Annotated in this window: 9 protein-coding genes; 8 read left to right on the top strand and 1 reads right to left on the bottom strand. The window is 55.5% G+C overall.

What is annotated here, in order from left to right; genetic code table 11:
- Positions 1-60: 60 nt before the first annotated feature.
- Complete coding sequence (locus tag RID21_RS27685; protein WP_350194623.1) at positions 61-2,169, bottom strand: alpha/beta hydrolase family protein; 2,109 nt, start codon at positions 2,167-2,169, stop codon at positions 61-63.
- A gap of 324 nt (positions 2,170-2,493) precedes the next feature.
- On the opposite strand from RID21_RS27685, the gene RID21_RS27680 reads away from it, so the two are divergent.
- From RID21_RS27680 to RID21_RS27645, 8 genes are all read left to right on the top strand, one after another.
- Positions 2,494-3,447: an AAA family ATPase gene (locus tag RID21_RS27680; RefSeq protein WP_350194621.1), complete on the top strand. Its 954-nt coding sequence runs from the start codon at positions 2,494-2,496 to the stop codon at positions 3,445-3,447.
- 290 nt (positions 3,448-3,737) lie between these two features.
- Positions 3,738-6,263, top strand: a complete 2,526-nt coding sequence (locus tag RID21_RS27675; RefSeq protein ID WP_350194619.1) for a DUF255 domain-containing protein — start codon at positions 3,738-3,740, stop codon at positions 6,261-6,263.
- A gap of 72 nt (positions 6,264-6,335) precedes the next feature.
- Complete coding sequence (gene pyk, locus RID21_RS27670) at positions 6,336-7,802, top strand: pyruvate kinase (protein ID WP_350194617.1); 1,467 nt, start codon at positions 6,336-6,338, stop codon at positions 7,800-7,802.
- 29 nt (positions 7,803-7,831) lie between these two features.
- Complete coding sequence (locus RID21_RS27665; RefSeq protein WP_350194615.1) at positions 7,832-9,154, top strand: PQQ-binding-like beta-propeller repeat protein; 1,323 nt, start codon at positions 7,832-7,834, stop codon at positions 9,152-9,154.
- Between the two features lie 185 nt (positions 9,155-9,339).
- Entirely contained in the window at positions 9,340-10,410 is a 1,071-nt protein-coding gene (locus RID21_RS27660; RefSeq protein ID WP_350194613.1) for an Ldh family oxidoreductase, read from the top strand.
- A gap of 44 nt (positions 10,411-10,454) precedes the next feature.
- Positions 10,455-11,093, top strand: a complete 639-nt coding sequence (locus RID21_RS27655; protein ID WP_350194611.1) for a thioredoxin family protein — start codon at positions 10,455-10,457, stop codon at positions 11,091-11,093.
- A 31-nt stretch (positions 11,094-11,124) separates the two neighbouring features.
- Positions 11,125-12,072 carry a DNA-methyltransferase gene (locus RID21_RS27650; RefSeq protein WP_350194609.1) on the top strand — a complete coding sequence of 316 codons (948 nt, stop codon included), beginning with the start codon at positions 11,125-11,127 and terminating at the stop codon, positions 12,070-12,072.
- A gap of 343 nt (positions 12,073-12,415) precedes the next feature.
- A complete protein-coding gene (locus RID21_RS27645) occupies positions 12,416-14,368 on the top strand; it encodes a preprotein translocase subunit SecA (RefSeq protein WP_350194607.1) in 1,953 nt (650 codons plus the stop codon).
- Positions 14,369-14,371: the final 3 nt, after the last annotated feature.

The raw sequence follows: 14,371 nt of genomic DNA, 5'->3' as shown, positions 1-14,371 counted from the left end.
ATACGTACCTCTATTGTGGCGGGCACTCAGGTGAAGATGCAAGGCTGTTTAGCCGTCTTCTCAGCTGTCAGCACCTTTTGCTCCCCAGGGAGCGATCTGCGTCAAACCTTTACTGCGCTTGAGGTCAGCATAGCATTCGGGCAGATCGAAGCTCGTCAATACATTCGGCACCAGAGTCGATAAGGGCCAGTGATAATGTTCCGTTTCGGCGACATCACTGAAGGATGTCAGGGCGTTTTTCAGTGTGACCTGCTTGACGTGAGGTGAGAACAGGGCAGCGAATGTCGCTGGCAGAGCGCCCCAGCCCCGACCAATCAGATGTACGTCGGTATGCCCATTGGCGGCGAGCCAGTCGAGGACACGCAGGGCGTCAAACGTTTTCTGGCCGAGATAGGGATCGTCCAGCATCACAGAGTGAGCCGCGTAGAAGTAGTCGCTACCGTAAGGCGTGAAGAAGGAATTCGGGTTGGTGGTATCGGGCAGCGATTCCCCGATCCCCCGCACATCGCAGGTGTAGAGCACGCGTTCTTTATCCTGGCTGGCGGTTTTCAGCAGCGGTTCTTCCTTGAGTTCAGCATCGGCCGAGACGTGTGAGAGGTAGAGCGTCGCTTTTTTGCCGGCATTCTGCGGTGGACGCGAATAAAGGCGCTCGTCGGAGACACGGTACACGACGGCCTGGATTCCCGGTTCGGTTTCGACCGCGTAAGTGATCGCATACTTCGCGGGATAACCTTTACCGCCGCGATTGCGCAGAATGCGGTAATCGGGAGTACCCTCGACATGCTTCAGCCTGAGTGTCTCCGCGACAGCGGACTGCAGGGCGGCACCCGATTTGGTTTTTCTCTGCTGCGCCAGTTCCCGCGAGCGCTCGGCGGTGAATTCATGAATGGGTTTCGAGCCGAGATCGGCGACGGAACCTTTGGGGGTGCACCAGAGCGTCTCGTCTTTTTCGATGGTCAGCTTGGGCTCTTTGTCTTCATCCGAAATGCCGGTGGCTTTGTTGAACCATTCATACATGGCTTCCCGGTTTTCCTGAGAGTAGCCGTGATATGTTGGACCGACGAAATGCGAGACATTGTCTTCATGGCCCAGCAGTTTGTAGAGCCGTTTGAGTCGCAGGTAGGCTTCCCGTGCCCCGCGGACATCGAAATAATCCCGCTCTTTACTGAGGATCCGTACCGGGTTGGGTGCCTGGGCTGCGAGGAAGTCCGCATGATCCAGTTCCAGCGCCAGCACTTTCGGCGGACACTGTTCGGTATCTGCAGGAAGTTCATTCTCCATGTTGCGGCGGAAGGTGGTCACGAAGCAGCTGGGAGCCGCCATCGTCCACCGTGGTTCAACGCCACACAACCAGGTGGTCATCGTTCCGCCACCTGAGTTTCCGGTCACACCGACCTGTTTGGGATCGACTTCTTTGCGTGTCAGCAGATAATCCAGGGCACGCACGCCATCCCAGGCACGCCACATCGAAAGATTTTCACCGACGAGAAACTGCTGATTACCTCCATGTAAATGCTCGCGGACGCCGACGCCGATTGTGGATTTCAGATCGTCACCACTGTACTGCACGCGTTCGCCTTGTCCGATGGGATCGTAGATCAGGACGACATATCCTTTGCGGGCCAGCCCCTGAGAGAAGGACTGGTAGGCGGTTTCCGCTTTGCCATTATGCGAGTGTCCACAGGTCCCGACCACGCCGGGCACCGGTTGGGTGATTCCCTTGGGGATGTAAAGATTCGCCGTCACCAGAAATCCGGGGCGACTTTCGAATATGATGTTTTCAATCGTGTAAGTATCGCGATCGGTGGTTTTCGTGACCTTCGCATTCAGTGGAGTTCGCTTCGGTTCGGGGCCGAATGCTTCGCGGATCCGTTTCTGGACCGATTCCACATAGACTTCTGCGTCGGCTTTGGTTTTCAAAGCGTCCAGCCGTGCGATGGTTTTGGCTTCCTGTTCCCGGACGCGGTCCACAAAGTACTCCTGGACCATGCGGGGAAAGCGATTCAGGGCCGGGGAGCTCTGATCTGCTGAGGCGGGGGCTGCTGCCAGTTCCTGGATGACCAGATTTTCGAGCAGGCTTAAGCCGGTGACTGTGACACATCCTGATTGCAGAAAATTTCGTCGTGAGAGAGAGAACGTGTCGTCCGTCGACGGTTTTGAGGCCGGCATAATCTATTAATCCTTTAAAACAATGAATGCAGATACGATGATTTGATATATCTGGTGATCGAGCTGAACAAAGTTGAACAGCTGCTCCGTTCATTGCTGTTTGTTAACAAAATTTGTTTTTCTTTACAATCGGCTTCTCTATAATGAATCTGACACCGGGAGTTGTACAGAAATATTTTTATGGTTTTTAAGAATTCCCCTCCCTGCGGGAACCGGTTTGACTATCGGTTGAAAACCGCTCCGGAATTCAGTAAAGCTGAACATATAAAAACGTATGTGCTCTCCGTTGCTACTGCAGCTTTGCCTATCAGAAATGGATCTTTAATGGAAGTTCGCTCCCAGCAGGAAACTGCCAGTCTGGTTAAGACGCTTCACGATAACATCTCGAGTGTGCTCATTGGAAAACCAGAAGTGGTTCAACTGGCAATCGTCACCCTGCTCGCGGAGGGCCATGTTTTAATCGAAGATGCTCCCGGTGTGGGAAAAACCTCGCTGGCCAAGGCAATTGCCAAAAGTCTCGACTGCGACTACAAACGCGTGCAATTCACGCCGGACATGCTGCCTTCGGACATTCTGGGTTCAAATGTCTTCCTCCCCAGCCTGGGAGAATTCGAATTTCGCAAAGGTCCCATCTTTACCAATGTGCTGCTGGCCGATGAAATCAATCGCACGCCTCCCCGTACACAAAGTGCGTTGCTCGAAGCGATGAACGAGGGGCAGGTCAGTGTGGAAGGGCAGACAATTACGCTGGATCCCCCGTTTTTTGTACTGGCCACACAGAACCCATTTGAATTTGAAGGCACCTATCCCCTGCCCGAAAACCAGCTCGACCGATTCATGATGTGTATCGAGATCGGATATCCCGAACGCGCCATTGAGCGGGAAGTACTGATCCAGCACCGGAACGGCGAACCAGTCAACACGCTGAATTCCGTTGTCTCGCTGAAGCAGTTACGCGAGATGCAGGAAGCCGTACGGAATGTCCGCGTCGATGATTCGCTGACGGACTACATACTGGAAATTGTTGAAGTCACACGGAATCATCCGGAACTGACGCTGGGAGTCAGTACCCGTGGCGCGATCACATTTTCCCAGGCGACCCAGAGTCTTGCCTTTACGGAAGGACGGGACTATGTCATTCCGGATGACATTAAGAAGTTAGCAGTTCCCGTTTTAGCGCATCGTGTGATCACCCGCTCGCTGGTCCGTGAAAGTCAGCGGACACGTGCCACGGAAATCATCCGTCAGATTCTGCAGAAGGTGTCGGTTCCCAATTAAAAGTTAAAATAGGTGATCCCGTTATCCTGATGAACCGCCTGAACGTATCGATTTTTGGCCGTTCTGCTATTATTAAATAGTCGTCTGCCATCGGATTGGATAAGATACGTGTACCCCACCATCCGAACAACCGACTTTCGAAGAAACGATTGCAGCCCCCTTATTACAACAGGGCACTGAATCATCTGCCTGCCCCTGGAGGAATAAAAATGGATTGGAACCCGACATTACTGAGGCGGTACGCCCTGATTCTCTGTCTGCTCGTCATCAGCTCATCCGGGAGCCCTCGCATGTTATCTGCCAGCGAAGAGAACCCGCAGGAACCAAAACAGGAAGCGAAGTCTGCACCCCGGGAAAAGCAGTTTACGAACCGGCTGGCCAAAGAGACCAGCCCTTACCTGTTACTGCATCAGCACAACCCGGTGGACTGGTATCCCTGGGGGCCCGAAGCCTTCGAGAAGGCGAAGCGGGAAAACAAGGTGATCTTCCTCTCGGTCGGCTACAGTAGCTGTTACTGGTGCCACGTGATGGAGCGGCTCGTTTTTGAAGATCCCAAAATCGCGAAATACATGAACGAGAACTTTGTGAATATCAAAGTCGATCGGGAAGAACGCCCCGACATCGATGATATCTACATGACATCACTCTCTGTCTATTTTCATCTCATCGGTGCCCCTTCCGGCGGAGGCTGGCCGCTGTCGATGTTCCTCACCCCCGATCGTGAACCTTTTGCCGGTGGCACTTATTTTCCACCCACCGATCAGGGAGGCCAGATGAGTTTCCCCCGCGTGCTGCAGAAAGTGAATCAGCTCTGGGGAGATAACAAAGAACAGGTCCAGCAGAGCGCGACAATCATCGCTAAAGAAGTCGCCCGCCTGCAGCAGGAAGAAGGAGCTAAGGAAGCGATTCCCCTGGAAAACCGGCTGGTCATCGCGGGGGTTCGTTCCATCAATGCCAGTTATGATGCCGAGTACGGCGGGATCGATTTTTCGGAAGTGACTCCCAACGCACCCAAGTTTCCCACGTCCTCGAAACTGGTTCTGCTGCAGTATGACATTCAGGCCGCTGAGCAGAACCCGACCGCAGCGGAATCAGCGAAGGTGCTGTATCACACACTGGACGCGATGGCCAACGGCGGGATTTACGATCACCTCGGCGGTGGATTTCATCGCTACAGTACGGATCGCTACTGGCACGTGCCCCACTTCGAAAAAATGCTCTACGATAACGGTCAGCTGGCCGGTCTCTATGCCCGCGCTTTCGAACAGACGGGTAAGCCGCAGTACAAACAGGTCTCTGAAGGGATCGTCGATTTCGTACTGCGTGAGCTGACCGATCCGCAGGGCGGTTTTTATTCCGCGCTGGATGCTGAGACGGATGGCGTCGAAGGCGAACACTATGCCTGGTCGCAGGAAGAACTGAAAACCATTCTGGGAGAAGACTACCCGCTCTTTGCCGAATTTTACGGATTGAATGAGCCCGTCCGCTTCGATCATGGGTACGTGCTGCACCGCGTTACCACGCTGGAGAAGCTCGCCGAAAAACACAATACCGGTGTCGACGAGCTGGCTTCTCAGTTGGCCGCGTCGCGTCAGAAACTGCACGCCGTTCGTAATCAGCGCAAGCCGTTGCTCAAGGATGATAAAATCCTGACCAGCTGGAATGGTCTGATGATTGAAGGTATGGCGACTGCAGGTCGTGTGTTGAAACGACCAGATTACACCGCCGCTGCAGAAAAAGCAGCGCAGTTCATTCTCGATCAGATGCGTGACAAAGAGGGACACCTCTACCGCAGCTACCGTGGTGGTGAGGCCCGTCTCAACGCTTACCTGGATGATTATGCATTTTTCACACAGGGACTGCTGGCACTGCATCAGGCAACCGGCAAACAGCAGTGGCTGGACGAAGCCCGCAAGTTGACCGATCTGCAGATTACCCTCTTCTGGGATCAGAAAGCGCACGGCTTCTTCTTCACCACCCACGATCACGAACAGTTAATTGCCCGCACGAAAAACGCATACGATGCTGCGATCCCTTCCGGCAACAGCATCAGTGCCCGTAACCTGATTCAGCTTTCCGAGCTGACAGGGGAAGCCCGCTATCGCCAGCACGCCGATGAAACACTGCAGCTGTTTGGTCGAGTGATTAAACGCTACCCGAATCGCTGTGCCCAGCTCGTCCAGGCCGTGGGCGAATATCTGCAGACACCCGCTGATCAGCAGCAGTCTGCAGTCTCCCTTTCGTCAGGTGAATTTGTTGTGCTGGTGGAAGCACCGGATCAACTGGTCTCAGTCAATCCAGGTCTCGAACTGCTGGCTGCAGCCGGACTGGGACAGACCGGGCAGCAGAAAAAACTGGTGAAAGCCAATGCCTATCTCTCGGTCGATAAACTGCCCGCTGGCAAGAAGTGCAAGGTGGCGATTGTGCTGACCATCGAGGATGGCTGGCACATCAATCAGAATCCATCCAGCCCCGATTTCCTGGTGCCGACCACCTTCAGCATTAAGTCGGCCCAGAATATCAAACTGACCGACATCAAATATCCGGCTGGTCATAAATTCGAAGTGGCAGGTTTCGACGAACCGCTGCTGGTCTACGAAAAACAGGCCATCATTCGGGGAACGCTGGAAATTCCTGCCTCTGCTGCCGGGAAAGAGGAAGCACTTGAACTGAATATCAAATACCAGGCCTGTAACGATCAGACCTGTATTCGGCCGACGACGGTCAGCCTCAAAGGCAAGTTCAAGGTTGCAGCTCCCGGAGAAGCTGTCCGGCAGGTGAATCAGAAATGGTTCAAGACCGAATCCGGCAACTGAAGAACTTCTGCTCCAGCAAATCAAAGCGCAGGGAATGGTTTGCTTTAAATAGATTCACGCTAAAGGTTCATGATGAACGCGACCCAATACCAGGAACATCCACTCGTAAAAACCAAGATTATCGCCACCGTTGGTCCCGCTTCCTGTTCGCGCGAAATGCTGCAGAAGCTGATCATCGCGGGCGTGGATCTGTTTCGGTTGAACTTCGCGCACGGCAAGCATGAATGGCTGGCCGAAATCGTTACGAATATCCACGAACTGTCCGAAGAGATGGCCCGCCCCATCGGAATCCTGGGCGATCTGTCCGGCCCCAAAATTCGGCTGGGAGTCTTACCCGGTGACGAAATCAACTGTCGGCAGGACATGAAGTTTCGGTTCATTCAAGGAATAGAGACCGACAATCCCCAGGAACTGACCTGCACCTACGAATCGCTGATCAGCGATCTGCGGGTCGGCGATCCGGTACTGCTGGCAGACGGAATGGTCGCTATGCGGGTCACCGAGAAATCGGAAGACAATGAATACGTCGAGTGCGTGGTCGAGCGGGAAGGTGTGATTCGCAGTAAGCAGGGGGTCAACCTGCCCGGCGTCCAGCTCAGCACCCCCTGTCTCACGGAGAAAGATCTGGAAGACCTCGCTTGGGCTGTGCAGCATGGACTCGATTATATCGGGCTCAGCTTCGTGCGTTCCGCGGATGACATCAAACAGCTCTACGATGAGATCGAAAAACTGAATCCCATCGAGTCGCCGCACGTTGTCGCCAAGATTGAAAAAATCGAAGCGGTCAGTGATATCGAACAGATCCTCAAGCTGACCGATGCAGTCATGGTGGCCCGCGGTGATCTCGGCGTCGAAGTCGACATCGAACGGGTGCCCATCATTCAGAAGCGGATCATCCATCTCTGCAACCAGTATCGTGTCCCGGTAATCACCGCGACGCAGATGCTGGACAGCATGCAGTTCAACACATTTCCGACTCGCGCTGAGGCCAGCGATGTCGCGAATGCAGTGCTGGACGGCAGCGACGCGGTCATGCTGTCCGGTGAGACGGCGGTCGGCGTCAGTCCGCTGGCGGCCGTCGAGATGATGAGCCGTATTGTCCGCGAAGCAGCGCGGATCCTCTCATCCAATCTGCATTCGGAAGAGACCACCAGTAATCGTCGCCTGTATGCCCGCGAAGTGACCGAAGCGGTTACCCTCGGAGCCGGGATGACGGCAGAAAAGCTGGATGCAGACCTGATGGTAACCTGTACCCACGAAGGCAAAACCGCGATGGCCCTGTCCAAACAGCGGCGGACGGTGCCTACCGTGGCGCTCACCGATCGCCCGGCAACGGCGCGCCGGATGACACTCTACTGGGGAGTGACATCACTCCTGACCGACGTGGTCGACAAGTCGCCACAGAAAATTCTGAAGTACATCGTGAACTATGGAAAGAAGCAAGGCTTTCTGTCTTCAGGCAGTCAAATCGTCCTGATCTCCGGCACCGACTGGAGTTCGCTGGGGCATGATATGCTGCTCGTTCACGAAGTGAAATAACGTTGAACCCCGAAACCTGTGAGGCTCTGATGTATCCGAAACTGTCGCTCGCGCTGATGTTACTCTGGACGATTCTGCTGCCTCAAACCGGTTTCAGTGATGACTGGCCTCAATGGGGAGGACCACAGCACGACCTGGTCTGGCGCGAAAAAGGCATTGTCAAAGAACTGCCAACCAAAGGCCAACTGCCCCGGGTCTGGTCGACTCCCATCGGTGAAGGCTACTCTGGCCCCGCGGTCGCGGAAGTCGATTCCCGCTGGTGTGTCTTCGTCACCGATCGCATTTATAAACAACGGGTCGGCTTCGAACGCGTGCACTGCCTGGATGCAGTGACGGGAAAACTGATCTGGGGCTACGAATACCCGGCCGAATATACCGTCAGCTATCCCGCCGGTCCTCGCTCGACTCCCGTCATCAATGACGGACGCGTTTATACCCTGGGTGCCCAGGGACACTTCTTCTGCTTCGATGCCAAAACGGGGAAAGTGCTCTGGAGCAAAAACTTTGTGGAAGACTACGGCACGAAGCTCCCGAACTGGGGTATGGTCGCCTCTCCTCTGGTGGACGGCGATCAGCTGATTACGCTGGTCGGCGGCCAACAGAATGCGCTGGTGGTCAGCTTTGATAAAAAGACAGGTAAAGAACTCTGGCGATCACTGAATGACCCGGCCGTCGGCTATGCACCGCCGGTCATCTTTGAGTTCGGAGGAAAGCGCGAATTGATCGTCTGGCATCCGACGGCGGTCTCGGCCCTCGATCCGGAAACCGGCAAGATGATCTGGCAGGTTCCCTACGGTGTGAAGTACGGACTGACGATCGCGACACCCCGCAAAGTGGGGAACCGGCTATTCGTTGCCAGTTTTTATAACGGGCCGCGGATGATTGAAGTTTCCGACGATGGCAGTTCAGCGAAAATCGTCTGGTCCGGGAAGAGCGACAGCGAGATCAACACCGACGGTCTGCATCCGATCATGATGACGCCGGTCTTCGACGGGAAGAACATCTACGGCGTAGGCAGCTACGGACAGCTCCGCGGTCTGGATGCGAGCAACGGCCAGCGGTTATGGGAAACATTAGCTGCGACCGGTAAGGGGCGCTGGTGGAATGCCTTCATCATTCCACACGAAGATCGTTATTTTCTGCACAACGAACAGGGCGATCTGATCATCGCGAATCTGTCGCCGAAAGGGTACGAAGAGTTGAGCCGGGCGAAGCTGATTGAGCCGACCCGCCGCGTCCAGCGGCGGATGACAATCTGGTCTCATCCGGCTTTCGCACTGAAAAGCGTGTTTGCCCGGAATGATAAGGAAATTGTCCGCGTCGATCTTTCGGCTCCATCCGCAGGGGAATAGTTTAAGCTGTTCAGACTGAACGACTTGCCCGTTTGGTTAGAATCGGGAAAAGATTTTCGCGGGAAGGCCTGAGAGAGTCGTAACCGGTCCGGTTTGGCGTTAATCTGGTAGATGTTTCATCTGATGACTGCTCGGAACAGTGATCAGATGTGGCCAACCCACGCCCCGAATTGAGAGTCACAATTATGCCTTCGGATCATTTTGCCCCGGCTCAGGATCGATCCCAGGAAGTTCTGCTTCCGCTGGAACCTCTTAAGGAATTACTGGTCAAGCTGTTTGTGCGGATGGGCATGTTTCAGGTGGAGGCGGAGATTGCCGCCGACCGCCTGATCGAAGCGGACCTGCGGGGCATCCACTCGCATGGGAGCCGCACTGCAGAACGTTACCTGGACGCGATGGACATGGGCGACATCGATCCCCGCGCACAGATCCTGACCGTCAAAGAGACCCCCGCGATTGCTGTGATGGATGGCAGCAAAGCGATGGGACACGTTGCTGCGACTCGCGCCATGGAACTGGCGATTAAAAAAGCGGGTGAAGTCGGCACGGGAACCGTGACGGTCTATAACAGCCACCACTTCGGAGCGGCCGCCGTCTATGTGATGATGGCGGTGAAGGCCGGCATGATTGCGTACTGCACGACGAACACGGGTCGGGCGACTGTCGCCGCTCATGGAAGTACGCAGGCAGGCACAGCCAATAATGCAATCGCCTGGGGTGTTCCCAATCCGCAAGGCGCTCCCTTTGTTCTGGATATGGCGTGTGCCAAGACCTCCTGGGGCAAACTGGAAACGCAGGCCATGTACGGCCTACCCGTCCCCGCCGGTTACGGTCTGGACAATGAAGGGAACGAAACCACTGACGCTGCCGCTGTGAAAACACTGCTTCCCGCCTCGGGGCCCCGCGGTTACGGACTGGCTTTGATCAGTTCAGTCCTGACCGGCGCGCTGACGGGAGGCAAGATGCCGATCAACAAGACCAAAGCACCGGAGATTGAGGGTTCCGAACATTTCTTCTATGTGATCGATCTGAAACAGTTCGTGGAGGAAGATCGCTTCCATGCCGAACTGGCGTCTGCGACAGAGGCCCTGCATCAACTGACGCCCGTACGGGCAGAGGATCCGGTGCGTCTGCCGGGTGAACTGGAATGGGAGCAGACACAACGTTCATTGCAGGAAGGGATTTCGGTTCACAAAGATCATGCAGAGCAGTTAAAAGAACTCGCCCGGCGCGTCAAGTATGACGTTCCCTGGTAAACGCGCTGTCTCGAATCATCAGTTTAAAAGAAGGTCTGATTATCATGCCGACTTCATATCGAATCAGAACACTGCTCGCTCTGGCTGTCTGCAGCCTGGTCTGCCTGACGGTACCCGTTCAGGCGGGAAAGTATAATCCGGTTCTGGATGTAGGCGACCAGGCACCGACCTGGGAGAAGCTCCCGGCGACTGATGGGAAATCGTATGCCAGCGATTCCTTCAAGGATAAGGATGTGCTCGTCATCGCGTTTACCTGTAACAGCTGCCCTTACGCCGTCGATTATGAAACGCGCCTCAATCAGCTGGCAGAGAAGTATCAGGGGAAAGATTCCAGGGTGGGCGTCATCGCCGTGAACGTCAATCTGATTCCCGCTGACAGCCCGGAGAAGATGAAAGAACGGGCTCAGAAGGAGGGCTTCATGTTCCCTTACCTGTTCGACAAGTCACAGCAGATTGGTCAGGCTTTCGGCGCCACGCGCACCCCCGAGTTTTTTGTGCTCAACAAAGACCGCAAAGTCGTCTACATGGGCGCCATGGATGATTCGACCGACGCCAGCAAGGTCAAACAGAATTACGTTCAACAGGCAATCGAAGCGGCTTTGCAGGGAAAGCAGCCGGAAACGACCGAAACGATTGCTATCGGCTGTAATGTGCGCTATAAACGCATTCGCAGAAATAAATAACACTCTTCCCGCAGCCGACACAGCCACGCTTATGACCAGTTTCAATCAGATACAGATTCAGGATTGCATCACCGGGATGCAGGCACTGCCCGACGCATGCGTTGACCTGGCCTTTGCCGATCCGCCTTTCAATATCGGTTATGAATACGATGAGTACGAAGACCGCCTGGAGAGCGAACAGTATCTCGACTGGTGTGAGAACTGGCTCAAGGAAGTGGTGCGGCTGCTGAAGCCGGATGGAACCTTCTGGCTGGCCATCGGCGATGAATATGCGGCAGAGTTAAAAGTCATGATGCAGCGGACGCTGGGGCTGACCTGTCGCAGCTGGGTCATCTGGTATTACACCTTCGGCGTGAACTGTAAGAACAAGTTCAGCCGCTCGCACGCCCACCTGTTTCATATGGTCAAAGATCCGAAACAGTTCACGTTCAACGCCGACGATCCGGCAATTCGCGTTCCCTCTGCCCGACAGCTGGTCTACGGCGACAAACGCGCAAACCCCAAAGGACGCCTCCCCGACGATACCTGGATCCTGCGTCCCCAGGACATTCCCGAGAGCTTTCAGGCGGATGAAGATACATGGTACTTCCCCCGCATCAACGGTACGTTTAAAGAACGCCAGGGCTGGCACGGGTGCCAGATGCCCGAACAGCTGTTGGGACGAATTATCCGGGCCTGTTCTAATCCGGAAGAGGTTGTCCTCGATCCCTTTACGGGGAGCGGCACCACGCTGGCGGTTGCCAAAAAACTGAATCGCCAGTATCTCGGCTTTGAACTCTCTGCGGAATACGGTGCCCGCGCACAGCAGCGACTGACGGAAATCGAAGTCGGTCAGCCCCTGGATGGTCAGGAGAATCCGTTGACCAGTGCGCCTTCCACCAAGAATGGAAAACGGCTCGCAGAGCGCGAGACCGACGCCCCTGCTCCGCGGAGCAAGGCGAAGGGCAAATCCAGTCCCCGGCAGAAAAAACTGCTCTGAGCGATGCTCTCTGATTGATCCCTTCCGGCTCCCCCTGCGCGCACCGCGGACCGGCGTTTGAGCCGTGTTGCTTTTCCACTCCCTCCTGCCCGCCGCTGGCATGCGATTCGCGTTTCTTCTTCTTCGTGTCCTAAATCAGCTGAAAACAGGCATTTGAGGCCTGTGATGTTGATTGAAAGCGACAGACGTTTCCAGGAAACGTTGCCCAAAGTCAACAATCGACCTCGCTTACTCGTACGAAGAGACGAGGCCGGTAAAAAGGATCGAATCGGCCCTGCTGGTCGGTTAGAATGTAGCGGTTCCATCGTTTATTACTCTGGACAGGGATTCGGGATTCAACGTGGTGAATATCATCAGCTCGCTCACAGATCGGTTTCGCGGCATGCTCCCCAGCGGGGGGACCGAAGTACCCGCGCGCTGGTGGGCCCTGGTGGAGCAGATTCAGTCGCTCCAGGCTGAATACGCGAGCCGTTCCGAAACGGAACTGTTCGATGAGTGGAACGCACTGCGTTATCGTGTGCAGAGTGGTGAGTCACTGACAGACCTGCTGCCAGAAGCGTTTGCGATCATCAGCGAACAGATGCAGCGGCACCTGGGGATGACTCCCTACCCGGTGCAGTACCTCGGCGCGATCGCCATGCATGAGGGGGCGATTGCGGAAATGCAGACCGGTGAGGGCAAGACGCTGACCGCGGCGTTGACGCTCTGCCTGAACGCCCTGCCCGAACTGGGAATGCACATCGCGACGGCGAATGACTATCTGTCTGAACGCGATGCCCGCTGGCTGAGCCCCGTTTATCATTCGCTGGGGATGACCGTCGGGACGGTCACGGCAGCTTCCTCCATGAGCGAACGTCGCGCTGCATATGAATGCGATATCACCTACGGCACCGCGCGGGAGTTCGGCTTTGATTACCTGCGGGATCTGCTCAATTCACCAGAACTCAAAACATCTACGAATCTGCGTCGTCAGCAACTGTTTGGACAGGAACAGACAGGCGAAGATCAGGGGCTGCTCAATCCTCGGTCTCCCTACATGGTGCTGATAGACGAAGCGGACAGCATCCTGATTGATGAAGCCCGAACGCCGCTGATCATCGGACAGGCTGATGCGCTGGAGGCCTCGCTGTCAGAGGTCTGCCAGTGGAGTGCAACCGCGGTTGCCCGGCTTGCTGAAAGCGAACATTATCTCGACCATGGTCCACAAAAAGGTATGGAACTCACTGAAGCGGGGCGGCGGGTGATACGAGAACTGCTGCTCCAGCCGGAAGCACCTCAATCGCTCGATCCGGGAACGGCTTATCTTTCATCCGAACGGGCCCTCAAAGTTCAGAGCTACTTCCAGAACGGCAGAGACTATGTCGTGCGTGAAGGAAAAGTCGCGATCGTCGATGAATTCACGGGGCGAATTTCGGAAGGTCGGATGTGGCAGAACGGCATTCACCAGGCGATTGAAGCCAGGGAAGGGGTTGAGATTACCTCACCTACCAGAGTCGGTGCCCAGACCACGGTCCAGGAACTGTTTGCCCGCTATACCCGCATGGCAGGCATGACGGGGACGGCTGCTTCCGCACGGAGTGAATTCAAAAAAGTGTTTGGCACTCCCGTGATCACGATTCCCACCAATCGCCCCGGCCGCCGCGAACAACTCCCGGAGAGAGTCTTTCTGACGGCAGAGGAAAAATGGACCGCGATTGTGGAAGAGACCGCAGCGCTGCACGCACTGGGACGACCGGTGTTGATTGGTACGCGGTCAGTCAATCTTTCAAAACAGCTCTCCGAACGCCTGGCAGCAGCCGGTCTGGAGCATGAAGTTCTGCATGCATTAAATCACGAGAACGAAGCGACCATCATCGAACGGGCAGGACAGTCGGGTAAGATTACGGTCGCTACGAATATGGCGGGCCGGGGAACCGATATTCTGCTCAGCGACGATGTCGTTGCACAGGGGGGGCTGCATGTGATCTGTGCGGAGTTGCACGAATCATCGCGCATCGATCGCCAGTTGACCGGTCGTGCAGCACGTCAGGGCGATCCCGGCAGTGCTCGGGTCTTCCTTTCACTCGAAGATGAGATCCTGACCAGCGGACTGGGAGCCGAGCACGCAGCAGCCCTGCGGGCCGACTATCAGCGTTCCGGACGGAATCTGCAGTCAGCAGTCCGATATTTCTATCAGGCACAACAGCGGGTCGAGAAACGCCACGAACGCCAGCGTGTCGAACTGGTGAACCGGATCAGTGCACGACGTCAGATGCTGCAGCAGATGGGTCAGCATGCGAACTTGAACGCACACTGACCC

The organism is Gimesia sp. (assembly GCF_040219335.1).
GTDB lineage: Bacteria > Planctomycetota > Planctomycetia > Planctomycetales > Planctomycetaceae > Gimesia.
This window is presented reverse-complemented; position numbering and strand designations above follow the sequence as displayed.

Bases quoted from the DNA above. Each gene is read 5' to 3' on its own strand.
- RID21_RS27655 (WP_350194611.1), top strand. From the start codon at position 10,455: ATGCCGACTTCATATCGAATCAGAACACTGCTCGCTCTGGCTGTCTGC.
- pyk (WP_350194617.1), top strand. From the start codon at position 6,336: ATGAACGCGACCCAATACCAGGAACATCCACTCGTAAAAACCAAGATT.
- RID21_RS27650 (WP_350194609.1), top strand. From the start codon at position 11,125: ATGACCAGTTTCAATCAGATACAGATTCAGGATTGCATCACCGGGATG.
- RID21_RS27675 (WP_350194619.1), top strand. From the start codon at position 3,738: ATGTTATCTGCCAGCGAAGAGAACCCGCAGGAACCAAAACAGGAAGCG.
- RID21_RS27665 (WP_350194615.1), top strand. From the start codon at position 7,832: ATGTATCCGAAACTGTCGCTCGCGCTGATGTTACTCTGGACGATTCTG.
- RID21_RS27685 (WP_350194623.1), bottom strand. From the start codon at position 2,169: ATGCCGGCCTCAAAACCGTCGACGGACGACACGTTCTCTCTCTCACGA.
- RID21_RS27680 (WP_350194621.1), top strand. From the start codon at position 2,494: ATGGAAGTTCGCTCCCAGCAGGAAACTGCCAGTCTGGTTAAGACGCTT.
- RID21_RS27660 (WP_350194613.1), top strand. From the start codon at position 9,340: ATGCCTTCGGATCATTTTGCCCCGGCTCAGGATCGATCCCAGGAAGTT.